The sequence below is a fragment of the Ignatzschineria rhizosphaerae genome (assembly GCF_022655595.1).
Taxonomy (GTDB): domain Bacteria; phylum Pseudomonadota; class Gammaproteobacteria; order Cardiobacteriales; family Wohlfahrtiimonadaceae; genus Ignatzschineria; species Ignatzschineria rhizosphaerae.
Genome location: NZ_CP093379.1, coordinates 2984047 through 3009575, shown reverse-complemented (window position 1 = coordinate 3009575; position 25529 = coordinate 2984047). Strand labels below are relative to the sequence as shown.

Annotated in this window: 20 protein-coding genes and 4 tRNA genes; 2 read left to right on the top strand and 22 right to left on the bottom strand. The window is 40.4% G+C overall.

Annotated elements, in window-relative coordinates; genetic code table 11:
- The first annotated feature begins 98 nt into the window (after positions 1-98).
- Positions 99-812 (top strand): hypothetical protein, encoded by a 714-nt coding sequence (locus MMG00_RS13825; RefSeq protein WP_242149440.1) that lies wholly within the window; start codon positions 99-101, stop codon positions 810-812.
- 86 nt (positions 813-898) lie between these two features.
- Here the strand turns inward: MMG00_RS13825 and MMG00_RS13820 are convergent, their stop codons facing one another.
- The 21 genes from MMG00_RS13820 to MMG00_RS13720 all read right to left on the bottom strand — a co-directional run bounded on the left by MMG00_RS13820 (position 899) and on the right by MMG00_RS13720 (position 23296).
- Positions 899-1645 (bottom strand): tRNA threonylcarbamoyladenosine dehydratase, encoded by a 747-nt coding sequence (locus MMG00_RS13820; protein WP_242149438.1) that lies wholly within the window; start codon positions 1643-1645, stop codon positions 899-901.
- Positions 1646-2046: 401 nt separating this feature from the next.
- Positions 2047-2625, bottom strand: coding sequence for a superoxide dismutase (locus MMG00_RS13815; protein ID WP_242149435.1), 579 nt, complete (start codon positions 2623-2625; stop codon positions 2047-2049).
- Between the two features lie 235 nt (positions 2626-2860).
- Complete coding sequence (locus tag MMG00_RS13810) at positions 2861-3472, bottom strand: superoxide dismutase (RefSeq protein ID WP_242149432.1); 612 nt, start codon at positions 3470-3472, stop codon at positions 2861-2863.
- A 227-nt stretch (positions 3473-3699) separates the two neighbouring features.
- Positions 3700-4143, bottom strand: a complete 444-nt coding sequence (nusB, locus tag MMG00_RS13805) for a transcription antitermination factor NusB (RefSeq protein WP_242149430.1) — start codon at positions 4141-4143, stop codon at positions 3700-3702.
- 82 nt (positions 4144-4225) lie between these two features.
- Positions 4226-8335, bottom strand: a complete 4110-nt coding sequence (gene rpoC, locus MMG00_RS13800) for a DNA-directed RNA polymerase subunit beta' (protein ID WP_242149428.1) — start codon at positions 8333-8335, stop codon at positions 4226-4228.
- Positions 8336-8404: 69 nt separating this feature from the next.
- Positions 8405-12535, bottom strand: coding sequence for a DNA-directed RNA polymerase subunit beta (rpoB, locus tag MMG00_RS13795; RefSeq protein WP_242149425.1), 4131 nt, complete (start codon positions 12533-12535; stop codon positions 8405-8407).
- A 205-nt stretch (positions 12536-12740) separates the two neighbouring features.
- On the bottom strand, positions 12741-13112 hold the full coding sequence (gene rplL, locus MMG00_RS13790) for a 50S ribosomal protein L7/L12 (protein WP_242149421.1): 372 nt from the start codon (positions 13110-13112) through the stop codon (positions 12741-12743).
- 73 nt (positions 13113-13185) lie between these two features.
- Positions 13186-13695 (bottom strand): 50S ribosomal protein L10, encoded by a 510-nt coding sequence (gene rplJ, locus MMG00_RS13785; RefSeq protein ID WP_242149418.1) that lies wholly within the window; start codon positions 13693-13695, stop codon positions 13186-13188.
- Between the two features lie 210 nt (positions 13696-13905).
- Entirely contained in the window at positions 13906-14595 is a 690-nt protein-coding gene (gene rplA / locus MMG00_RS13780; RefSeq protein WP_242149416.1) for a 50S ribosomal protein L1, read from the bottom strand.
- A 1-nt stretch (position 14596) separates the two neighbouring features.
- Positions 14597-15028 (bottom strand): 50S ribosomal protein L11, encoded by a 432-nt coding sequence (rplK, locus tag MMG00_RS13775; RefSeq protein WP_242149413.1) that lies wholly within the window; start codon positions 15026-15028, stop codon positions 14597-14599.
- 222 nt (positions 15029-15250) lie between these two features.
- A complete protein-coding gene (nusG, locus tag MMG00_RS13770; RefSeq protein ID WP_242149408.1) occupies positions 15251-15778 on the bottom strand; it encodes a transcription termination/antitermination protein NusG in 528 nt (175 codons plus the stop codon).
- 9 nt (positions 15779-15787) lie between these two features.
- Positions 15788-16216: a preprotein translocase subunit SecE gene (gene secE / locus MMG00_RS13765; RefSeq protein WP_242149406.1), complete on the bottom strand. Its 429-nt coding sequence runs from the start codon at positions 16214-16216 to the stop codon at positions 15788-15790.
- A gap of 101 nt (positions 16217-16317) precedes the next feature.
- Positions 16318-16393, bottom strand: a tRNA-Trp gene (locus MMG00_RS13760).
- An 18-nt stretch (positions 16394-16411) separates the two neighbouring features.
- Positions 16412-17602: an elongation factor Tu gene (gene tuf, locus MMG00_RS13755; protein WP_242147423.1), complete on the bottom strand. Its 1191-nt coding sequence runs from the start codon at positions 17600-17602 to the stop codon at positions 16412-16414.
- A 42-nt stretch (positions 17603-17644) separates the two neighbouring features.
- A tRNA-Thr gene (locus tag MMG00_RS13750) sits at positions 17645-17720 on the bottom strand.
- 4 nt (positions 17721-17724) lie between these two features.
- Positions 17725-17798 (bottom strand) — tRNA-Gly (locus tag MMG00_RS13745).
- 16 nt (positions 17799-17814) lie between these two features.
- A tRNA-Tyr gene (locus tag MMG00_RS13740) sits at positions 17815-17899 on the bottom strand.
- A gap of 103 nt (positions 17900-18002) precedes the next feature.
- On the bottom strand, positions 18003-19934 hold the full coding sequence (locus MMG00_RS13735) for a L,D-transpeptidase family protein (RefSeq protein WP_242149401.1): 1932 nt from the start codon (positions 19932-19934) through the stop codon (positions 18003-18005).
- A 168-nt stretch (positions 19935-20102) separates the two neighbouring features.
- Positions 20103-21026 (bottom strand): homoserine O-acetyltransferase MetA, encoded by a 924-nt coding sequence (gene metA, locus MMG00_RS13730; protein ID WP_242149396.1) that lies wholly within the window; start codon positions 21024-21026, stop codon positions 20103-20105.
- A 182-nt stretch (positions 21027-21208) separates the two neighbouring features.
- Positions 21209-22495 carry an O-acetylhomoserine aminocarboxypropyltransferase/cysteine synthase family protein gene (locus MMG00_RS13725; protein WP_242149392.1) on the bottom strand — a complete coding sequence of 429 codons (1287 nt, stop codon included), beginning with the start codon at positions 22493-22495 and terminating at the stop codon, positions 21209-21211.
- A gap of 366 nt (positions 22496-22861) precedes the next feature.
- Positions 22862-23296, bottom strand: a complete 435-nt coding sequence (locus MMG00_RS13720; RefSeq protein ID WP_242149389.1) for a bleomycin resistance protein — start codon at positions 23294-23296, stop codon at positions 22862-22864.
- A gap of 231 nt (positions 23297-23527) precedes the next feature.
- Between MMG00_RS13720 and MMG00_RS13715 the strand changes: the two genes are divergently transcribed.
- On the top strand, positions 23528-23794 hold the full coding sequence (locus tag MMG00_RS13715) for a DksA/TraR family C4-type zinc finger protein (RefSeq protein WP_242149386.1): 267 nt from the start codon (positions 23528-23530) through the stop codon (positions 23792-23794).
- Positions 23795-23913: 119 nt separating this feature from the next.
- Here the strand turns inward: MMG00_RS13715 and guaD are convergent, their stop codons facing one another.
- Positions 23914-25233 (bottom strand): guanine deaminase, encoded by a 1320-nt coding sequence (guaD, locus tag MMG00_RS13710; RefSeq protein ID WP_242149381.1) that lies wholly within the window; start codon positions 25231-25233, stop codon positions 23914-23916.
- Between the last annotated feature and the right edge of the window lie 296 nt (positions 25234-25529).

Below are 25529 nucleotides of genomic sequence, written 5' to 3'. Positions count from 1 at the left end.
TGCTAAATAGTGATACGCTTAGAATATTATAAGAATCAATTTCTTCAAAAAGGCTACGAGCAATGCTAAGTAGCCTTTTTGCTATCACAAGGTTAGTTATGAAAAAGAATATTATTGGTATTATTGGCGTTCTCATCTTTATATCTGTTTTTGCTTACTTTGGGCAAAATCTCTTTATGCCACCAAAGCAAGGAAATATCGAGACAAAACCGTTCTGGATTGTTGAAACAACTCCTGAAAAACTCACTGTTTTTAATATCACGCTCAACGAATCAAATTTAGAAGATTTGATCTTTGTCTTAGGTAATCGCTTAAGCCTTTCGATCTTTGAAGATGCGGGTTCTAATCAAAAACAGTTAGAGGGTTATATTCGTGAAACAGATGTCGGCGGCTTTACGGCTCGAGTTCCTTTTACGCTTCAAACCTCAGACGCGCAGATTGAAGAGATCATGACTTTTTTAACAGCCAGTAAAAAATCAACCTCTAAACGTACCATTTATGAGATCCCTGAAGAGTTTCATGCAAGATTCTATGGCAATATTATTGAAACAATAGCTTTTATTCCAATGGCTGTCTCTTTAGATGAAACCGTCATTCTTGGCAGATTTGGAGAGAACCCCATCAAACTTCAAGAGAAGGATAAAGGGGCTTTTCACTATCTCTATCCTGAAAAAGGGGTCGATGTTTCACTCGATGCTAAAGGCGAATACCAATCTGTTGTCCAATATATCTCTCCCAATGAATTTGAAGAAAAAGTCCTAGCTCCCCTTCGTGATAATGACGCAGAAGAAGCGCCGTTACTTCAAAGATAATATTATTTCATACAGATACAAAAATGCCGGTAGATTTTCTTCTCCCGGCATTTTTTCATCATATGATACCAATTGAGCGATGAAGATTACCCCCGCCCTGTAATTTTATTAATAATATAACTTGCCGCCATCAATCCCATTGTGGCCGTTACTGTCACAATAGAGCCATAGCCTTGACAGTTAAGCCCTCCACTAGCATTCTTCTTAGCTTGGCTATTTTCTTTGCTAAAAACAATGGGGATGCCGGCCTTTTTATCATGTGCCGGAAAATCATAATCTTTACGCAATAACGCTTTTAACCGCGCAGATAAAGGATCATGAAAAGTTTTATTAAGATCATCAATCATCAAATCTTCAGCTCGAGTTTTACCACCTGCTGCACCTGTGGTAATCATCTTATAACGATGACGCTTTGCAAAGGCTATGAGCGCCGCTTTCACGCGAACTTCATCCATCGCATCTAAAATCCAGTAGTTCTCCCGAGGATGGGTGAGATATTCTGCAAGATTATCTGCCGTTAAAAAATCTTCAATCATCACAACTTCACAACGCTCATTAATCTCTAAAATACGAGATTTCATCGCTTCAACTTTCGATTGACCAATGGTTGATGAGAGTGCATGAATTTGACGGTTAATATTACTCTCGGCAATATTATCAAGATCAATTAAGGTGAGTTTACCAACACCACTTCGTGCTAAGGCTTCAACCGCCCAAGAACCGACACCACCAATTCCCACAACTACTACATGGCTCTGGGCTAATCGCTTTAAGCCATTCTCTTCGTAGAGCCTACTTAATGTTGAAAATCGGCGATCATAATCTTGTGTCATTAATCTTTTTCCTATACAACCAAATTAGAATGGAAACTCTATTTTACACAAACTTATAAAAAAAGAGGCACTATCATCATGCCCCTTTTATTGTCTTTTCCTGACGATTAAATAATCCTCTTAGGAATTTTATAGAGAAATAGAATTAAGAAAAAGCTTTTGATTTATAGTAAAACAGGTTTTAAATGACTAAATCAGGTTGCCGGTGCATCAGTTATGAGAAGCGCAAAAACCGTTCTATCCGGCATCGTGCAAGCGGTTTTGATTCACACGCTGTACCGTTTTACTTTTAACATACTGTTTCTTAAACCAAATCGACTATAAACGACTGTCGTAAGATAGACCTTTTCAACCAAAGATCCTCTAAACTTCAATAGCAAAATCCCTTATACCGGCGCTTACTATGCAAAACGCTCGTTCACTTTATCCCAGTTAATGAGTGCCCAGAAGTTCTCTAAATAATTAGGGCGACTATTACGGTAATCAATATAGTAAGCATGCTCCCACACATCACAAGTTAAAAGTGGTGTTTGTCCCGTTGTTAATGGTGTTGCGGCATTTGAGGTTGATACAAGCTCAATAGAACCATCAGCATTTTTAACTAACCAAGCCCAGCCAGCGCCAAAAGTACCAACTGCACATTGATCAAATGCTTTTTGGAATGCTTCAAAGGAACCCCACTTTTCATTAATTGCTGCTGCAATTTTACCCGTTGCCACACCACCACCTTGCGGTTTTAATGACTCCCAATAAAAGGTATGATTCCAAACTTGTGCGGCATTATTGAACATAGGACCTGAAGATTTTAAGATAATCTCTTCTAATGTGAGGTCTGCAAACTCAGTATCTGCAATCATTGTATTTAAAGTATTTACATACGTTTGATGGTGTTTGCCGTAATGATACTCTAAAGTCTCTTTAGAAATATGTGGCTCTAGTGCATCCATTGCATAGGGTAATTTTGGTAACTCAAATGACATAATGTTAACTTCCTCTCGTTAAATAGATGTTGATTTGTCTTCTCAAATAAAAAAACTACAAGAAAACAATCTAGGGCATATCTTAACAAGAATCTTCCATTTATGCTCGTATTAGGGGCTTTTCAAAAACTAAAAAAGCCTACATAATATGTAGGCTTCTAATTTATATATGATTTTTGTAGGGTTCTTGTAGTAATTATTTATTAATTACCGCTATGCCTACTAAAATTTTTTCTTATTTAGCCGCAACTAAACGTCTGTTAACTTCATCCCAATTTATAACATTCCAAAATGCTGAAATGTAATCAACACGAACGTTACTATATTTTTTATAGTAAGCATGCTCCCAAACATCTAAACCTAAAATAGGCGTTTTACCTTCCATTAAAGGCGAATCTTGGTTTGCGGTTGATGAAACTTCTAAGTTACCGTTTTTATCCACTGATAACCACGCCCAACCTGAACCAAAACGTGTTGCCGCAGCTGCCGCAAACTTCTCTTTAAATGCATCAAAACTACCAAATGCTTTATCAATTGCTTCTTTAACAGCACCTGTAGGCTCGCCACCACCATTAGGTGTCATGACAGTCCAGAAAAGTGAATGGTTAGCATGGCCGCCACCATTATTTTGAACAGCTGTACGGATATCTGCTGGGATTGCATTCATATCAGATACTAAATCTTCAACTGTTTTAGCCGCAAGCTCCGGATAATTAGCAAGCGCTGCATTCACGTTATTTACATACGTTTGATGATGCTTTTCATGATGAAGATGCATTGTTTCTGTATCAATATGTGGCTCTAATGCATCATGAGCATAAGGTAATTTTGGTAATTCGTATGACATAATCTTCCTCCAAATGAGTAAGTAGACATTTTGGATACATTAAAAGCTTTCCCAGTAAGCCATCTATCATAGCCTTATAAATTTTCAATTATTCGGCTGATGTTTTACCATTAAAACTTAAAAGTGCATCCTAAAATAAAAAATTGTTGCCTAGTAATTTTAAGCATTTTCATGATCTAACACAAGTTAGATCCTTTTTCTTTCCGCTTTTTGGCTGAAATAGCCAATTACTTTTCAGCTTGGCGAAGAGTAATCGTTTTAGAAACCTTGTCTAAAACACCATTCACATAACGATGGCTACCTTCTGCTCCAAACTGTTTTGTTAATTCCACAGCTTCGTTAATAACAGATTTATAAGGAATATCGAGCTGATTTTGTAACTCATAAACCCCAAGCCATAAAATTGAACGCTCAATTGGGTCAACTTGCTCAACATCACGATCTAAAAAAGGTGCAATGACACTATCTAGCTCAGCACGCTTTTGCGTAATATTTTGCAATAACTCATGGAAATATTCACTATTTGCTTCTGAGAACTTCTCATTATCCGCAATATTACTACTAATCTCTGCTAAAGAGCTATGGGCAATTTGCCACTCATAGAGTGCTTGAATTAAAAAGAATCTTGCAGATTTTCTGGATGCGATTAATTTACGCTTTGAAACAGACACGCTATTTCCCCTCTTCTATTTTAAATGAGAAAGCGCTCCACTAAAGGAGCGCTTATCTATTAGTCAATCATCTTTAGGATGATTAGTTACCCGCTTTACGACGCTCTTCGTGATAAATAAGACCGGTACCTGCAGGGATCAAGCGACCCACGATAACGTTCTCTTTAAGACCACGGAGATGATCTCTAAGTCCGCGAATAGAAGCATCTGTTAAGACACGTGTTGTTTCTTGGAACGATGCCGCTGAAATAAAGCTATCTGTTGCAAGCGATGCTTTTGTAATCCCAAGGAGGACAGGTTGATACGTTGCAGGAACGCCACCTTCAGCAACCACACGCTCATTCTCTTCAAGAAGAGCGACGTATTCTGCTTGTTCACCTTTGATAAAGTTACTATCGTTTGCTTCAAGAATTTCCACTTTACGGAGCATCTGACGAATGATGACTTCAATATGTTTATCAGAGATCTTAACCCCTTGTAAGCGATAAACGTCTTGAATCTCTTTCACAAGATACTCAGCAAGCTCTTTCACACCAAGGAGACGAAGAATATCATGAGCACTTAATTCACCATCAACGATGATCTCACCTTTTTCAACAGTTTCCCCTTCGAACACGTTCACATGACGCCATTTTGGAATAAGCTCTTCATGCGCAACACCATCTGAATCTGTGATGATAAGACGCTGTTTACTCATTGTCTCACGACCAAAGCTCACGATACCTGTCTTCTCTGCAAGAATTGCCGCTTCTTTTGGACGTCTTGCTTCAAAGAGGTCAGCAACTCGTGGTAGACCCCCGGTAATATCACGTGTTTTTGATGACTCTTGTGGAATACGTGCAAGAGGATCACCAATTGATACCGCATCCCCATCATTAAGGTTTAAAATCGCCCCTACAGGAAGTGTATACATTGCTGTGACATCTGTTCCTGGGATATTGAGTTCATTACCAGCTTCATCTACGACGCAGATTGATGGACGTTTACCACCAGTATTGCGTTGCTTAGAGTCAAGAACGATAAGATTTGAAAGACCTGTAATATCATCCGTTTGTTTCTGTACGTTGATGTTCTCTTCAAAATCCACAAATTTAATGTGACCTGAAACTTCAACGATAACAGGAATGGTATGCGGATCCCATGTTGCCACGATATCCCCAATCTCTACGCTACCACCTTCGTCAACAACAATTGTTGCACCGTAAGGAACTTTATAACGCTCACGGTTACGACCAAATTCATCCATGATGATTAATTCGCCCGAACGTGAGATTGATACAAGGTGGTTATCTTTGTTACGAACAGTCTTCATACGAACAAGTTTAAGCGTACCTTTAGTTTTCACCTGTACATTTGAAACTGCCGCAGAACCCGATGCCGCTCCCCCGATATGGAACGTACGCATCGTTAACTGTGTACCTGGCTCCCCGATGGATTGTGCAGCAATAACACCCACTGACTCACCTGGGTTAACAAGGTGACCACGACCAAGGTCGCGACCATAACATTTAGCACAAAGACCATGACGATTTTCACAAGTAATCGCGGAGCGAGCAATTAGCTCATCCACACCTTTTTCATCAAGAAGCTCTACAGCTGCTTCATCTAAAAGTGTACCGGCTTCAAAGAGGACTTCTTCTGTTCCAGGAACGTAAACGTCCTCAGCAACTACAAGACCAAGAACACGATCACGCAGTGGCTCAACGATATCCCCACCTTCAACGATAGGAGTCATGAGAAGACCATCTTTAGTACCACAATCTTCATTCACGATCACAAGGTCTTGTGCAACGTCAACTAAACGACGTGTTAAGTAACCTGAGTTCGCTGTTTTAAGTGCCGTATCCGCAAGACCTTTACGAGCACCATGCGTTGATACGAAGTACTGAAGAACGTCTAGACCTTCACGGAAGTTAGCCGTGATTGGTGTTTCGATGATCGAACCATCTGGTTTTGCCATCAATCCACGCATACCAGCAAGCTGACGGATCTGCGCGGCACTACCACGAGCTCCTGAGTCTGCCATCATGAAGATAGAGTTAAAGGATGTTTGTTCAACATTTTTACCTGTTTTCTCGTCAAATACTTCGTCTTTACCAAGGTTGCTCATCATTGTTTTTGCAACTTCTTCGTTCGTACGTGACCAGATATCGATAACTTTGTTATAACGCTCACCGTTTGTTACCAAACCTTGTGAGTATTGCATCTGTACTTCTTTAACTTCTGCTTCCGCGCGATCAATGATCTCTTGCTTTTGCGGTGGAATCACCATGTCCTCATAACCTACAGATGATCCTGAACGCATTGCGTAGTAGAACCCTGTGTACATGAGTTTGTCAGCAAAGATTACTGTATCTTTAAGACCAAGACGACGGTAGCAGCTGTTAATTAAATTTGAGATCTCACGTTTTGATAATACTTTATCAATAAGAGAGAACGGTAAACCTTCTGGCAGAAGATCCGTTAAAAGAATACGACCAACCGTTGATTCAACGCGGCGGTAGACCTCACCCTCTTCTGCATCTTCAAACATTGTAATCGGAAGACGAACTTGGATTTTTGCATGAACGTCTAACTCTTTTGATGCGTATGCACGATGAACTTCAGCAGTATCTGTAAAGATACGACCTTCACCTTTTGCATTTAAACGCTCACGAGTCATGTAGTAAAGACCTAATACAACGTCTTGTGATGGAACAATAATCGGCTCACCGTTTGCTGGTGAGAGAATATTGTTTGAAGACATCATGAGCGCACGTGCTTCTAATTGTGATTCAATTGAAAGTGGTACGTGAACCGCCATTTGGTCACCGTCAAAGTCGGCGTTAAATGCGGTACAAACGAGTGGGTGAAGCTGAATTGCTTTACCTTCGATTAATACAGGTTCAAACGCTTGGATACCAAGTCTGTGAAGGGTTGGTGCACGGTTCAAAAGAACTGGGTGCTCAGTGATCACATGCTCAAGAATATCCCAAACTTCTGGAACTTCACGCTCAACCATACGCTTCGCTGCTTTGATCGTTGTAGCAATACCACGTTGGATCAATTGAGAGAAGATAAATGGTTTGAAAAGCTCAAGCGCCATCTGTTTTGGTAAACCACACTGATGAAGACGAAGTGTCGGTCCAACAACGATTACAGAACGACCTGAATAGTCAACACGTTTACCAAGAAGGTTTTGACGGAAACGACCTTGTTTACCTTTGATCATATCCGCAAGTGATTTAAGCGGACGCTTATTCGCTCCAGAAATCGCACGACCACGACGACCATTATCCAATAATGAGTCTACAGACTCTTGAAGCATACGTTTTTCGTTACGGACAATAATATCCGGCGCTTCAAGTTCTAATAGTCGTTGTAAACGGTTATTACGGTTAATAACACGGCGATAAAGATCATTAAGATCAGATGTCGCAAAACGACCACCATCAAGTGGAACTAATGGTCGTAAATCTGGTGGAAGAACTGGTAAGTTCGTTAAGATCATCCATGCAGGATCATTACCTGATGCGATAAATGATTCAACGAGTTTTAAACGGTTTGAAAGACGTTTAAATTTCGTCTCTGAACGCGTTTCTTGAAGTTCTTCACGAAGTGTTGACGCTTCTTCTTCAAGATCAATCGCTTTAAGAAGCTCTAATACAGCTTCTGCACCCATACGGGCATCAAATTCATCGCCGTACTCTTCGATTGCATCAAGGAACTCTTCATCTGTTAATACTTGACCATGTTCAAACGGCGTTAAACCTGGCTCAATTACCACAAATGATTCAAAGTAAAGAATTTTTTCGATATCACGAAGGGTCATATCAAGTAATAAACCGATACGACTTGGGAGTGATTTTAAATACCAAATATGAGCAACAGGTGATGCTAACTTGATGTGTCCCATACGCTCACGACGTACATTTGAAAGTGTGACTTCAACGCCACATTTCTCACACACCACACCACGGTGCTTAAGGCGCTTATATTTACCACATAAGCACTCATAATCTTTTACCGGTCCGAAGATCTTTGCACAGAAAAGTCCATCACGCTCTGGTTTAAAGGTACGATAGTTGATAGTCTCTGGCTTTTTAACTTCGCCATATGACCAACTAAGAATTTTTTCAGGTGATGCAAGACCAATCTTGATTGCATCAAAACCACCTTTATCTTCATTCTTAAATAAATTTAATAAGTTCATTCGTTATCTTCCAATGTATATTTAAAGAAATGTCTCTATATGAAACGGTTTTAAGGGAAAAGGATGAGATTACTCATCATCCTCATCACTGACCGTGTCAATATCGATACCCAGAGAACGGATCTCTTTAATCAGTACGTTAAAGGACTCAGGCATTCCCACTTCAATGTTGTGTTCACCGTTAACGATGTTTTTGTACACTGCTGTACGCCCTGCAACGTCATCCGATTTCACTGTTAACATCTCTTGTAGTGTATATGCCGCACCATAAGCTTCAAGTGCCCACACCTCCATCTCTCCGAAACGCTGACCACCGAATTGTGCTTTACCACCAAGCGGCTGCTGTGTTACGAGTGAGTATGGACCTGTAGAACGAGCATGCATTTTGTCATCCACTAAGTGGTTGAGTTTGAGCATGTACATGAATCCTACCGTTACAGGTCTGTCAAATGCATCCCCTGTACGTCCGTCATATAACTTAATCTGACCTGATTCAGGGAGATCAGCTAAGCGAAGCATACGACGCATTTCATCTTCTGATGCACCGTCGAATACTGGGCTTGCCATTGGAACCCCTTTTCTTAAGTTACCACAAAGCTCAAAGATTTCTTCATCACTAAACTTATCTAAATCAACAGTTTGTGCGCTGCCATCTTTGTTGTAGATCTCATCTAAAAACTTACGAAGCTCTTGTGCTTTAGAATGTGACTTAATCATCTTATCGATTTTAAGTCCAAGACCATGAGCAGCCCAACCTAAGTGAGTTTCAAGAATCTGACCAATATTCATACGTGATGGAACCCCTAGTGGGTTTAAGCAGATATCTACCGGTGTACCATCTTCCATATATGGCATATCTTCTTCCGGAACGATCATGGAGATAACCCCTTTGTTTCCGTGACGACCTGCCATTTTATCTCCCGGTTGAATACGACGTTTCACCGCAAGATAAACTTTAACCATTTTAAGAACACCTGGCGCTAATTCATCACCTTGTGTTAATTTTTCACGTAGCTCTTCAAATTTCTTATTTGAATCTTTACGTTGTTGCTCAAGCAGCTTTTTAAGTTTCACAAGCTCTTCTGCTTGCTCTTCTGATTTAAGCTTAAGCTCTAACCATTTCTCACGCTCGATACCTTGTAAGAAGTCTTCAGTGATCTTATCACCTGCTTTAATGCCTTTGTTACCCGCGGCAACTTCAGCATCAATTAAGCTCTTACCAACACGCTCAAAAAGGTCATCTTCAAGAATACGTAATTGGTCATTTAAGTCCTTACGTACGCCGCGAAGTTCACGATCTTCGATCTCTTTAGCACGGCTATCTTTCTCAATACCATCACGCGTGAAGACACGAACGTCGATAACGGTACCATCCATTCCTGAAGGAACACGAAGGGAGTTATCTTTTACATCTGAGGCTTTCTCACCAAAGATTGCACGAAGAAGTTTCTCTTCTGGCGTTAAAGTTGTTTCACCTTTTGGTGAGACTTTACCCACTAAGATATCCCCTGATTTCACTTCTGCCCCGATGTAAGCAATACCTGCTTCATCAAGTTTAGAAAGTGCTGATTCTGATACGTTAGGAATATCTGAAGTAATCTCTTCAGGACCTAATTTTGTATCACGAGCCACACAGGTTAACTCTTCAATATGAATCGTTGTAAAACGTTCTTCTTTAACCACACGCTCAGAGATTAAAATGGAGTCTTCATAGTTATAACCATTCCATGGCATGAATGCCACGAGCATGTTTTGACCAAGAGCGAGCTCACCTAAATCTGTTGAAGGACCATCTGCAAGAATATCTTTTCTTGAAACGATATCACCTTCTTTTACGAGAACTTTTTGGTTAATACAAGTGTTCGCGTTTGAACGTTGGTATTTTGTGAGGTTATAAATATCAACCCCAGATTGACCAACGATTGTCTCTTCATCATTAACACGAATAATGATTCGCGTTGCATCAACGTAATCAACAACCCCACCACGCTTTGCAACCACACAAACCCCAGAGTCACGAGCAACAATACGCTCCATCCCTGTACCAACAAGTGGCTTATCGGCATTTAATGTTGGAACTGCTTGACGTTGCATGTTCGATCCCATGAGTGCACGGTTCGCATCATCATGCTCAAGGAACGGAATCAATGCCGCCGCCACAGATACGATCTGTTTTGGTGAAATATCAATATAACTAATTTGCTCTTTAGTAAGGAGCGTAAACTCTCCTTCCACACGTGATGCAATTAAGTCATCAACAAATGCACCTGTTTCATCAAGTTTTGCATTCGCCTGTGCGATACCATAATTTGCTTCTTCATAAGCAGATAAGTAATCTACTTGATCTGAAACGCGGCCATCAATCACTTTACGATATGGCGTCTCAAGGAAGCCATAGCTATTGGTGCGAGCATAGCTTGCAAGTGAGTTAATAAGACCGATGTTTGGACCTTCTGGTGTTTCGATTGGGCATACTCGACCGTAATGCGTAACGTGAACGTCACGAACTTCAAAGCCTGCACGCTCACGCGTTAAACCACCAGGGCCAAGCGCAGAAATACGACGCTTATGCGTCACTTCTGAAAGCGGGTTATTTTGGTCCATAAATTGTGAAAGCTGAGATGAACCAAAGAACTCTTTAATCGCAGCACCTACTGGTTTTGCGTTAATAAGATCATGCGGTGTTAAACCTTCAGCTTCAGCAATTAAAAGACGGTCTTTAACAGCACGCTCAATACGTACAAGTCCAATACGGTAAACGTTTTCAACCATTTCACCCACGGAGCGGATACGACGGTTACCTAAATGGTCCACATCATCCACAGTGCCATGACCGTTACGGATTGAAACAAGTTCTTTTAATACATCAAGAATATCTTGATTTGAAAGTGTACCTTCACCAGTATCACTATCACGACCTAAGCGGCGGTTGAACTTCATACGCCCAACAGCTGATAAGTCATAACGATCACCTGAGAAGAAAAGGCTTGCAAATAAGCTTTCTGCAGCTTCTTTTGTAGGTGGCTCACCTGGGCGCATCATACGATAAATTTCAATTTGCGCTTCAAGCTGGCTTTTCGTGGTATCTGCACGAAGTGTATCTGAGATATAAGCACCACGATCTACTTCGTTAGTGAAGATTACAGGAATCGTATCAATGCCATAAGCCACAAATTTCTCAAGTGTTTCAGCTGTGATAGCATCATTAGCAAGCGCTAAAAGCTCGCCCGTTGATTCATCTAACACATCTTCAGAAAGTACTCGACCGACGATGTACTCAAATGGTACTTCAAGATCTTTAACGCCTGCTTCTTCTAAACGTTTAGTATGACGAGCTGTGACACGGCGGCCTTTCTCAACAAGTACTTCACCATCTAAAAGAATATCAAAAGCTGCCATTTCACCACGTAAACGAGCAGGTACTAATTCTAAGAATAATTTTTGTTTCTTAATCTTAAAGGTATTTGTTTCAAAGAACTCCGCTAAGATCTCAGTATCTGATAACCCAAGCGCTTTAAGAATAATCGTTGCATGAAGTTTACGACGACGGTCAATACGTGCAAAAACTAAATCTTTGGCATCAAACTCAAAATCCATCCACGAACCACGGTAAGGAATGATGCGAGCTGAGAAAAGAAGTTTTCCTGAAGAGTGACCTTTACCTTTATCGTGATCAAAGAATACACCCGGTGAACGGTGAAGCTGTGAAACGATAACACGCTCTGTTCCGTTAATTACGAATGTACCGTTTTCGGTCATTAAAGGAATTTCACCTAAATAGACACCACCACGGCCAAACTGATCAATATCCGCTTCACGGATCTCTTTAATTTCGCCAGTTTCTAAATCTGCAATTTTAAGGCGCATACCAATACGAAGTGATGCAGCATACGTTGTACCACGCATTTGACATTCACGAACGTCAAATTCTGGTTCACCGATATGGTAATCCACATACTCTAAAGAGAGACGGAAACCATTTGATGTCGCAGTCTTTGCTTTAATTGCTTCAATTGGGAAGATAGATTGAAAGGCTGCATTTAAGCCTTGATCTTTACGGTCTTTACGAGGGGTATTATCTTGAAGAAATGTTTCGTAAGAATCGAGCTGAGTCGCTAGGAGAAAAGGTACTTCTTGAACTTCAATCTGTTGTCCAAAGTCCTTACGGATGCGTTTTTTTTCTGTAAACGAATAGACCATGCAATGTATTCCTCATATGATGGGGAGTGTAAACATATAAATTAATCCTTTGGCCAAAAGGCCTAATTTATACGCTCGAAAAATATTTTTTAGAAGCTAGTAAAGGCTAGAGTCAAAACCCTAGCCTTTACTGTTCAATCTTAATTAAAAGAGCGCCCTTTTATATCAGGCAGATAATAAATCATCTCTTTTAATTATAGCCTGATTATTTGAGCTCAACTGATGCGCCAGCTTCTTCAAGCTCAGCTTTGATTTTGTCAGCTTCATCTTTAGATACTTGCTCTTTGATTGTTGCTGGTGCGCTCTCAACGAGTGCTTTAGCATCACCAAGACCAAGACCTGTGATTCCACGTACAACTTTGATCACGTTGATTTTCTTCTCGCCTGCTGAAGTCATTACAACATCAAACTCAGTTTGAGCTTCTGCTGCTGCGCCAGCGTCGCCTGCTGGACCTGCTGCTACAGCTACTGCTGCAGTTACGCCGAATTTTTCTTCGATTGCTGAGATTAACTCCATAACTTCTGCAGTTTTCATCTCTTCGATTGCATTAAGGATATCTTCATGTGAGATTGCCATAATATAACTCCTAAAATTAACTTAAATTTTTGATTGGTTAATAATTCTAAACTTAGAACTATCAGTAAAACAATTAAGCAGCTTCTGCTTCTTTCTTGTCTCTTACTGAAGCTAAAGTTGCCGCAAGCTTCTGAACTGGTGCTTTCAATACAGCTAAGAACATTGAAATCGCTTCTTCCTTCGTTGGGAGTGATGCGATTGCTTTCAATGCAGAACCGTCGTGAACTTCACCGTCGTGTGCAATTGCTTTAACAACTAACTTCTCATTCGCTTTTTCCTTAAGGAAAGTGTGAATAACACGTGCACCAGCAACTGGATCTTCCTCGCTCATAGAGAAAGCCATGATGATTGGTCCTACAAGACTTGGAATTGCATCTTCAAACTGTGTGTCTTTTAATGCAAGTCTTGCTAATGTGTTTTTCACAACACGGATATCAACATTTGCTGATCTTGCCGCATTACGAAGAGATGTAATCTGAGCTACCGTAAGCCCGTGGTATTCTGAAAGTACTAATGAGTGAGCACCATTTGCTACCCCATTAACTTCTTGAACCACTTCTTGTTTACTTTGCAAAGAACTCATTTTTCACCTTTACATTTTTGGTAATTTCTTACCACCTACAAACCCAAGCTTTTACACTTGGCCCTACGGTAACCCTAATTTAGAACCACCGTCTACGTAGACAACTTTCGTAATTAAGCAAAGGTAGCAAGCTACCCCCGCATCTACGGTCTTAGACTCACCTTTAATTAATGAATTAATCAAAAGATAAGTTCGTATTCTTTTAAATACTTATACTGATGCCAAATCAACAGCAATACCAGGACCCATAGTCGTAGATACTGTTAATTTTTTGATGTAAACACCTTTTGCTGAAGCAGGCTTCAAACGTGTTACTTCTGCGATCAATGCTTGTAAGTTGCCACGAAGTTTTTCAACATCGAAGTTTGCTTTACCGATTGCAGCGTGAACAATACCTGACTTATCAGTACGGAAACGAACCTGACCAGATTTTGCATTAGTAACTGCCGTTGCAACATCAGGAGTTACTGTACCAACACGTGGGTTAGGCATTAAGCCACGTGGACCTAACACTTGACCTAATTGTCCAACAACACGCATAGCATCTGGCGTTGCGATTACAACGTCAAAGTTTAAATCGCCACCTTTAATGCTTTCTGCTAAATCTTCAAAACCAACAACGTCTGCACCAGCAGCTTTTGCTGCTTCAGCATTAGCACCTTGTGCAAATACTGCTACGCGAACATCTTTACCAGTTCCGTTAGGCATTACTGTCGCACCGCGAACAACTTGGTCTGATTTACGTGGATCAACACCAAGGTTTAACGCAACTTCAAAAGATTCTTCAAATTTAGCCGCTGGCACTTTACCAAGTAATTCAACTGCTTCTGTTAAAGTGTATACTTTAGTAGCATCAACAAGCTCTAAAATTGCTTTTTGTTTTTTAGTTAACTTAGCCATCTTACACGCCCTCCACTTCGATACCCATTGAGCGCGCACTTCCTGCAATGATTTTCACCGCTGCATCAAGATCCGCTGATGATAAATCTGGCTCTTTAGTTTTCGCAATTTCTTCTAATTGCGCACGAGTCACTTTACCAACTTTTTGTGTATTTGGTTTTGGACTTCCAGATTTGATTCCAGCTGCTTTCTTAAGAAGATATGCTGCTGGTGGCGTTTTAGTGATGAACGTGAATGAACGGTCACTATAAACAGTGATCACAACTGGAATAGGCATTCCTGGTTCAAGTTGTTGAGTCGCTGCGTTAAACGCTTTACAGAATTCCATGATATTCACACCATGTTGACCAAGAGCAGGTCCGATTGGTGGCGATGGATTCGCTTTACCTGCAGCTACCTGCAAGTTGATATAAGACATTACTTTTTTTGCCATGAGGCTACTCCTATTGACGGGTCAAACGCATTTCTGCTCCCCAGTTTTAAAAGACTCAGCATTGTACCACTATTTTTATACAGCAGCAACAATAAAATCTCTAGATATTACAGACCGTCGTCTTAGGCAACATCTAGAGATTTATTATTCTTTGACACTTAAAAGACACTTAACCAAAGAACTCTTAAGCGATCAACTATTGACGATAAATCGCAGATAGTATTAAATTTTTTCGACCTGACTAAACTCAAGATCCACCGGCGTTGCACGACCAAAAATCATTACCGATACTTTTATGCGACCTTTCTCAGAGTCCACCTCGGTGACAGAGCCATTAAACTCATTAAATGGACCATCAATCACGCGAACTTCTTCCCCGATTTCATAAAGCACTTTCAATCTTGGCCCTTCTTCTGCTTGCGCAATACGATTTAAAATCGCATTCGCTTCTTTTTCAGAGATAGGACTAGGACGATCACTCTTTCCACCGACAAAACCAATCACTCGTGGAACACTATTTACTAGATGCCAAACTTCCTCATCCATATCTGCCTGAATAAGCACATATCCTGGAAAGAACTTACGCTCACTTTTACGACGCTTTCCATCTTTTACTTCTACAACTTCTTCAGTTGGCACTAAAATCTCGCCAAACTTAGACTCAAAGCCTTCACGAGCAATATACTCATGCAACGCACGAACAACTTGTCCTTCGTACCCAGAATAAGCTTGTATCACATACCAATGCATATTTTTCTCCTACGAAAATGACAAAATAAATGAAATAATATTTTTAATAATAAAATCAACGAACATTAAGAATAGCAAGGTAATCACCATAACAATGACCACTAAAATCGTCATCTTACGAGTCTCATCCATCGATGGCCAAACCACTCGACGAAGCTCCATTCTTGCCTCTTTAAAAAACACTACTAAGTTCTTTCCACTTGGGGAAACAAAAAACACCCCAGCACCAATTGCAATACCCGCAATCAATGCACCAAATGCATATAAAGCATTCACATCTTCAAAATAGTAGTAAGCAACAATGCCGACTAACGCAATTAGAGCCGCAAGCCAAACCATAGCTTTCCCACTTTTTACTTCTTGACCTTTCACCGGAGCAGTTTTCTTAGAAGCTGTTTGTTCCGCCTTAATCACGTCAGACTTTTTCTTTGTATTCATCTTATTACTTCTCATTCATGCACATAAACTTTGCATTATACTAGATTATTTTAATTACATAAAATAAAAGCAGTCAGAAACTACTGACTGCTTTATCTTTGTGGCGGGCCAAGAAGGAATCGAACCCTCAACCTACGGTTTTGGAGACCGTCGCTCTGCCAATTGAGCTATTGACCCAAATACTGCTAGCAGTAATTATGCAATAACTTTAGCTACAACGCCCGCACCAACTGTACGACCGCCTTCACGGATTGCGAAACGTAAACCTTCATCCATCGCGATTGGGTTGATTAACTCAACAACCATCTTCACGTTATCACCAGGCATTACCATTTCCACGCCCTCTGGAAGCTCACAAGCACCAGTTACGTCTGTTGTACGGAAATAGAATTGTGGACGGTAACCTTTGAAGAATGGAGTGTGACGACCACCCTCTTCTTTTGAAAGTACGTATACTTCTGCTTCAAATTTTGTATGTGGTTTGATTGAACCTGGTTTTGCTAATACTTGACCACGCTCTACATCTTCACGCTTAGTACCACGAAGAAGAACACCAACGTTATCTCCCGCTTCACCACGATCAAGAAGCTTACGGAACATCTCAACACCAGTACAAGTTGTTTTAGCTGTTGGACGAATACCAACAATCTCAAGCTCTTCACCAGTTTTAACAATACCAGACTCGATACGGCCAGTTACAACTGTACCACGACCTGAAATTGAGAATACGTCTTCGATAGGCATTAAGAATGCTTTATCGATTTCACGCTCTGGCTGTGGAATCCAAGTATCTAATGCATCAAGAAGTTTTTTAATTGCTGGAACACCAATCTCAGACTCATCACCTTCGATTGCTTTAAGCGCTGAACCTACGATCACTGGAGTATCATCACCAGGGAACTCGTAAGCATCAAGAAGTTCACGAACTTCCATCTCAACTAATTCGATCAACTCAGCATCATCAACCATATCTGCTTTGTTTAAGAAAACAACGATATATGGAACACCGACTTGGCGTGATAAAAGGATGTGCTCACGAGTTTGCGGCATAGGGCCATCTGCTGCTGAACAAACGAGGATTGCTCCGTCCATTTGTGCTGCACCAGTAATCATGTTTTTAACATAGTCCGCGTGACCTGGGCAGTCAACGTGTGCATAGTGACGATTTGGTGATTCATACTCAACGTGTGAAGTAGAAATCGTAATACCACGCTCTCTCTCTTCCGGTGCGTTATCGATCTGATCATATGCACGAACATTACCACCAACAGCTTCGTTACCTACTTTAGTTAAAGCAGCTGTTAAAGTTGTTTTACCATGGTCAACATGTCCAATTGTACCGACGTTAACGTGCGGCTTACTACGACTGAAAGTTTCCTTTGACATAATATCACTCTTTTAGATTAGATTAATTACACGGAAGGGGAATGGTGCTCATAACCGGAATTGAACTGGTGACCTCGTCCTTACCAAGGACGCGCTCTACCAACTGAGCTATATGAGCAAAATGGAGCGGGTGATGGGAATCGAACCCACACAATCAGCTTGGAAGGCTGAGATTCTACCATTGAACTACACCCGCAAAACTCATTTAAAATTGGTGGTGGAGGAAGGATTCGAACCTTCGAAGGCATAGCCGCCAGATTTACAGTCTAGTCCCTTTAACCACTCGGGAACTCCACCAAAGAAGTCATCATTATACACCGTGTTTTTGATCTGTCAATTTGATTTGTGGTTAATTTTTTACCACCTTTCAAACCAACCGAAGACACCTATTTTGCACCACTTATTGAAGCTGATGAAGCGCATCAATAAGTACTTTATCTTTGCTGTAGATGTCAGCACGGAATGAAATACTATCACCCTCAACTCTTGTTGTCATGTATAAAGTATAGACAGGGATCTTTTTATCCTTTGCCAAACTGACATGAGCCTCTGAAGAGCGCCTAAAAGCCGAGCTTATACGGTTTTGATCCCACCCTGCCTCGCCTAAAAAATACTCAGCTAATTCTTCAGGGTTCTCGATTCTCACACACCCTGAACTAAAATCACGAGAGGTTCTATTGAAGAGAGATTTCGAGGGCGTATCATGAAGATAGATGGCGTGCTCATTAGGGAACATGAACTTTACGCGCCCTAGCGAGTTGTAATCACCTGGATCTTGTCTTAACTGAAATGGGAAGTTATTACTATTGTATTGCGACCAATCTACACTACCAGGATCAATCTCCTGCCCACCTCTAAATACTCTAATTTTAGATCTATTTAATGCATATGGATCCCGTTTTAATCGTGGTAAAAAGTCCTTAACTGCCATTGATCTTGGCACATGCCAATAAGGACTAAAGACGATATAGCTCATTGGAGACATAAATACTGGTGTTTTTCTGGCATCTCTTCCCACAATTGTTTTTGCCGTTAAGACCTCTTCACCATCTTTCATCACAGAATAACGAAACCCTGGGATATCAACTGCAACATAATGCTCGCCCATTGATGCTGGCATCCAGCGCCATCTCTCAAGGTTAATTTGAATCTGTTTAATACGTTCATCATCTGAGCGATTAAGTTCTACAATCGTTTTACGCCCCGGCGCACCATCGGGCTCTAAAAGATGCGTTCTTTGGAAAGCCTTAACAGCTTCAACCATTTTTGGATCATAATTATCAGCATCACCTGCGTCATAACCTAAATAGTTCAGCCGATCACGCATTGCAACCACTCGCTCACCACCCACACCAGGTTTTATAGTCGCCCCCATAGGAACCATCGCAGGCTCAACCTCTGACTCTCTCGCTTTATAAGCTGCTAATGCACGTTTTAAATTCTGATATTCAGGATATTGCGGCGCAAATTCTAAAAAAGTAGCCTTTAAGTCACTACTTTGTAAGGCTTGAACCATCGCATCGCTGATATTTAATGATCGCCCCTGTAATAACCAATCAGGATCCTGTCGCTTTACTTCTGGCATTCCTAAAACCATATCTCGAATATAAGTTAACCCCCCATCATAAAGCAGCTCTAAGAGCTCTGCTTGATGTGCTGCAAGATCCCTACTTTGTAAGAGATTCTCAATTCGACCAACATGATAAAGAGAAGGAATGAGCCCCTCCCCCTCACTCTCTAATAGCACCTGATAAAGCGATTCACCTTGTGAAGTTAATCCTTTAACGGTCACCAACTCCACAGGCGTAATCTCCCCGCTATTAATCTTATCGAGATAATTCTCTTTAAAATCTTGACGATCTTTTGCCGCTAAACGAGACTTATACTGATAAGGAAGATCAGCTTGAGCTACTTTTTCTGCCCAGAAAGAAGCCTTCGCACGATAATCTATTGCATTTTCCGGCATTGAAAATGCTTGGAAGTTTTCGAGCATCTCTAAAGCTTCTTTTTGCTTTTGCGCTTCTGTTTTAGGGACATAAGTAACATGGGGCTTCACCGTTATAGGCTGATTAACCTTTGGCTGCGGCTTAATCACAACTTCACCAATAGCCTCTACTTCATTAACCTCAGTGACAGGTGCCGTATTACTACTCTCTTGCAGATCAGAGATCTCTTTTGTCGATACATCGCCTGAGAAGATACTCTCTAGTGTTGAAACGTTATTTAAATCTATTTTTATCTCAACACTCTCTTGACTAGCTTTTGGCGCAGCCTCTAAAAGTGCCGGCACTAAGGCAAGCATTAAACCAACAGTTATTAGATTTCTCTTCATTCTCTTATATCTCTATCTATCTCTATATTAGCAATTCAAAATACTTCTCTAAATCATTGATTTCAGATAGATCTATAAAGACCCACCTCATACATTGAGAGAAAAGTATAAATAGCACTAGGCAACTCAACCGACTGACTATTATACGTTATTTTTACATTTTCCAAACTAATCACGTTTTAAAGTGTGAAGATCATAAGGCGTTTCTTGGTAAACACAATAGTTCAACCAATTGGCAAAAAGCATATTGCCATGAGATCGCCACGTAACAAGGGGTGCTTTTGTTGGGTCATTAGACTTGTAATAATTTTTAGGAGGATCAATCACTGCGCCCTTATCGATATCTCTTCGATACTCACGATCTAAGGTATCGGCATCATATTCTCCATGCCCCATCACATAAACATGGCGCATATCTTTATTCGCGACAATATGAACACCGGCATCTTCTGATTCTGCTAGAATCATTAAATCATCATGCTTTTCAATATCTTCCCTACGCACTTCTGTATGCCGGCTATGGGGGGCGTTAAACGAATCATCAAATCCTCGTAGCAACTTCACATTTTTCTCTAATACATCATGAGAAAAAACACCAAAACGCTTTTCCTCTAAATCATACTTTGGCACGCCATAACGATAATAGAGTCCAGCTTGCGCTCCCCAGCAGATATAGAGTGTTGAAAAGACATTTTCATCAGCCCATTTCATAATCGTTTTTAATTCATCCCAATATTGCACCTCTTCAAACGGCAATGTTTCTACTGGCGCACCGGTAATGATAAAACCATCAAAATTTTCCTCTTTAATCTCATCAAAGGTGCGATAAAAGGCATTGAGATATTCTTTATCGGTGTTTTTAGGCTGATAACTCTCTGTTGCTAAAAATACAGGCTCAATCTGTAATGAAGTATTGCCCAGCATTCTTAAAAGCTGCGTCTCTGTCACTTCTTTTAATGGCATTAAGTTTAAAATCGCAATCTTAAGGGGGCGTATATCTTGCGATACGGCGCGATCTTCATCCATTACAAATATATTTTCATTCTTCAGCACTTGATATGCCGGCAGTTGACTAGGAATTTTTACAGGCATCTTTAGCCTCCTTCATCTATCTAACCATACTCACCCAAGAGAGTTTTCTCCTGTGCAAGCTTGTAAGTTATATCTATAGTCTTCCAATAACTTTTATTACTAAAATGATCCAACAAGAAAAGAGCTGCTTAACCTTGCCTAAACAGCTCCCTTTCTTAGAGATTATTCATCTTATGAATCTCTTATTGTTGTGATTTTTCTAGAGCTTGATCAATATCTTTAATCAGGTCATTTACATCTTCTAAGCCAATTGAAAGACGAATAAGCTCCGGCAAGACACCTGCTTTTTTCAATCCTTCCTCATCTAATTGAGAATGTGTAGTTCCCGCAGGATGAATCACAAGACTCTTCGCATCAGCTACATTTGCTAGCAATGAGAAGATCTCAAGACTATCAATAAATTTAATGCTCGCCTCTTTCCCACCTTTCACACCAAAGGTAAAAATTGCCCCAACACCTTTCGGGAAATATTGCTGTGCACGCTCATAATACTCACTCGATTTAAGCCCTGGGTGCTTCACCCATGCAACATGCGGATGATTCTCTAGATGCTTTGCTACTTTAAGTGCAGATTCCGTCATTCTTTCAACACGAAGGCTTAACGTTTCTAACCCTAATAAAATTAAAAAGGCATTAAATGGGCTAATACACGCGCCTGTATCACGAAGCAATTCCACGCGGCATTTAAGGATATAAGCAAGCTCCCCAAGATCTGCGTATTGCAAGCCATGATAAGCTGCATCTGGCGTATTAAAGCCTGGATAACGAGGGTTATCTTTAAACTTAAAGTTTCCATTATCGACAATACCGCCACCAATAGAGGTCCCGTGACCACCGATATATTTTGTCAAAGAATGTACAACAACATTCACGCCATAGCTTTTAAGGTTAATTAAGTAAGGCGTGCCAAAGGTATTATCCACAATTGTCACGATTTGATGCTTCTCTGCAATGGCGACAATTTTTTCAATATTAGGAATATTAATATCGGGATTGCCGATACTCTCAAAGAAGATCGCCTTTGTTTTCTCGTTAATTGCCGCTTCTAGGCCGGCAAAATCTTCTGGCTCAATGAAGTGTACCTTGATTCCAAATTGAGATTGAAGACGATTATTAAAAAGTGTGTAAGTACCACCATAAATGGTACTAAGAGTAATGATCTCATCGCCTGGGGTTGCCACGTTTAAGACTGAATATAAAATTGCCGCCATTCCTGAACTTGTTGCAAGCCCACCAACACCACCTTCGAGCGCTGCAATACGCTTCTCTAACACATCTGTTGTTGGATTCATAATACGCGTATAAATATTCCCAGGCTTAGCAAGACCAAAGAGATCTGCTGCATGCTGTGAATCATCAAAAACGTAACTTGAGGTTTGGTAGATTGGAACGGCTCTAGAACGGGTTTCGTCAACCACTTGGCCGGCATGAAGCTGTAGAGTATCAAAACTCCAGTTTTGGGTAGTCATTAAAGAACTCCTAAATTTTATTGGTTTCACACAAGGATTGTGTAGAAGAGATAGTAATCACGCTAAGTCCAAAAAATTAGAAACGTAAACTTAGTCGCTTAAGGAATAGCTATATCGTACCCGCACTCAGAAAGCAATATCCTCTCTTAAATTCCTCTCTCTTTCAAAGAGTCACTAACCCCTTAAAATCTCAGTAATATCATGTTTTATAAAAGGTATTTACAAAACCCTAGCCGCTTTGGCGAAAACTTGCCTTTTTATTCTTGTTATCATCCTATTTATGTAATGGAATAAGTAAAGATCAAACATCCCTTTAAACCAAATGATTGCCTCCCAAAGCCCACTCTTACAATCATCAATATCACCTTAAACGCTAACCTCGCCTAATACCTCGACTAATCGTAATAAATACCCATCAGGATCTTGAACTAAAAATTGCCGCTGTCCATGCTGAAGATCATTGGCTTGATACCAACGCTCTTCTAAAGCATCAAATAAGGGATAATTTTCTCTTTCAAGCCGTTCTAAAATAGGTTTAACTGCCGGCACTTCTATTTGAAAGTTAATACCTCGCCCTAAAGGCTTCTCTAATTCCCCAGTAACCCATTGTTCTGGCTGCATCTCTTCTAGCATAACTTGTGCGCCCAATAGATCTAAATAGACAAAGCGCTCCTCTTCACTTTGATACATCACTTCAAAACCGATCAGATTCACCCAAAATGCCAAACTCTCTTGTAAGTTACTCACTATTAGTTCCGGCACCATCTTATTCCAATAAAGTGCTTTCTGATTCTCTACCATCTTTTTTCTATTCCTTTTAACTCAATACTCACTTGTAACCCAACAATAATCTGACAAAATCTCCAAGGGATCTGTTATTTCATTGAAGGCAATCCGCCCTTCACAATACTCTTATTTTTTAAAATTCCCCGAACAATCCCTCTCTTATCCCTATTCAATAGACACCCCCCTTGATTTTTCAATGTATTAACGTCATTTTATAATTAATAGAAGAAAAAAGGAGGTTTCATTATGGCAAGTGGTTGGGCAAAAGATGGTGCTGAGCAAGAACAGATTGATGCAACCGTTGATGATGCTATTGCAAGAATTAAAAGCCAAATCAAACAAGGAGAGAGCGCTATCCACTGCGAAGAATGTGATGCGCTTATCCCTGAAGCAAGAAGAATAGCGGTACCCGGCGTAACACTTTGCATTCAATGCCAAGAAGCTTTTGATAAGAAGCAGAAGGCATTTAGTGGTTATAACCGAAGAGGCAGTAAAGATAGCCAATTAAGGTGAAATTCAATCCCACTCATATTAAAAATGCCGGCAATAAAACATCTGCCGGCATTTTCTAATTTTGTTTACCGCTCATCTAAAGCGGCTAACATTGCTGATAGGGTAATTTTCAATTGATCTTACCCTTCATAAACCATTTTCCCGGCAATATAGGTTGCCGCAATCGCCCGATCATCTCCTAACGTCATCTGAATAAATAGCGTTTCCTCTAAACTTTGTGCATACCTCATTCGATATTCAATAATGGGCGTTGATTTCAAATTAAGTACAACTAAATCTGCCTCCATGCCAACTTCTAATGCGCCAATCTTATCTTCTAATGATAGCGCTTCTGCTGTGCCCTTTGTCGCTAAATAGAAAGTATGAAGTGATGAGTAAGGCGCACCATTCAATTGTGCTGCTTTATAGGCTTCATTCATTGTTTGTAAAATAGAGAAACTTGTGCCAGCGCCTAAATCTGTGGCAAGCCCTACCTTTATGGGGCGATGAGCGCTTTTTGCTTGATGGACATTAAACGCGCCAGAACCTAAAAAAAAGTTAGATGTTGGGCAATGCGCCACAGCAGAGCCCCTCTCATTTAAGATATGAAATTCTCGCTCTGTTAAATGCACGCCATGGCCATAGATTGCACGATCTCTTAATAGTCCATATTGATCATAAACATCGGTATAATCTTTCGCCTTTGGAAACAGCTCTTTGACCCATTCAATCTCTTTTATATTCTCTGAAACATGGGATTGAATCAGCGTATCTGGAAACTCAGAGGCTAAAGTGCCGATCATCTCTAACTGCTCATGCGTTGATGTTGGGGCAAATCTTGGGGTAATCACATACTCTGCTCGCCCTCTTTTATGCCATTTTTCAATCAATGCTTTTGATTCATCATACGCTTTTTGCGGTGTATCAAGTAACGCTTCTGGCGCATATCTATCCATACAGACTTTGCCGGCCATGATACGCATATTATACTTTTCGGCTTCTGCAAAAATGGCATCTACGGATTCAGGGAAAACCGTACAAAAAATGGTCGATGCCGTAACACCATTTCGGCGCTGCTCTCTTAAAAAAACTTCTGCAACTTCATCCGCGTGCGCTCTATCTTTAAAGTTTTGCTCTGCAATAAAGGTATAGTTATTGAGCCAATCGATCAACTGCTCACCATAGGCGCCAATAATTTGCGTTTGAGGATAATGGACATGGCTATCAATGAATCCCGGCATCATCAGGCTATCTCGATAATGTTTTACAGAAATATCGCCAAGAGTTGGCAAAATATCATCCGCTTTTCCAACAACACTAATTTTCCCATTCTCCATCACAATAATGGCATCTGACTCATACCAGAAACACTCCGCCATCGGATGAAAAAACGGATCTTTCTTAAACGTTAACAGCGCCCCGCGAATCGCGGTTTTAGGATGATTTACTATGACTGACATTGATGATGACCTCTATATTTTTCTGCTCTTGCCGTTAAATAGCCGATTTTAAATGCCGACAAATTAACGTTTTTTAAGAATATATTTATTTATCTTTACTAGAAGATTCTTTTTATAAAGATATCATGATTTTCTAGAAAGCACAGCTTTTCTTCCTTTTCTCAAACAGAAAAAAAAGCCCCATCGCGATACTCCAAGCTTCTATTCAAAGCCTTAGCCACATTCCATCATCTGACATATTGAAACTTTTTAAGAAACTGCGTAAAGTCAGTCATACAATAATAACCAAATTCCAA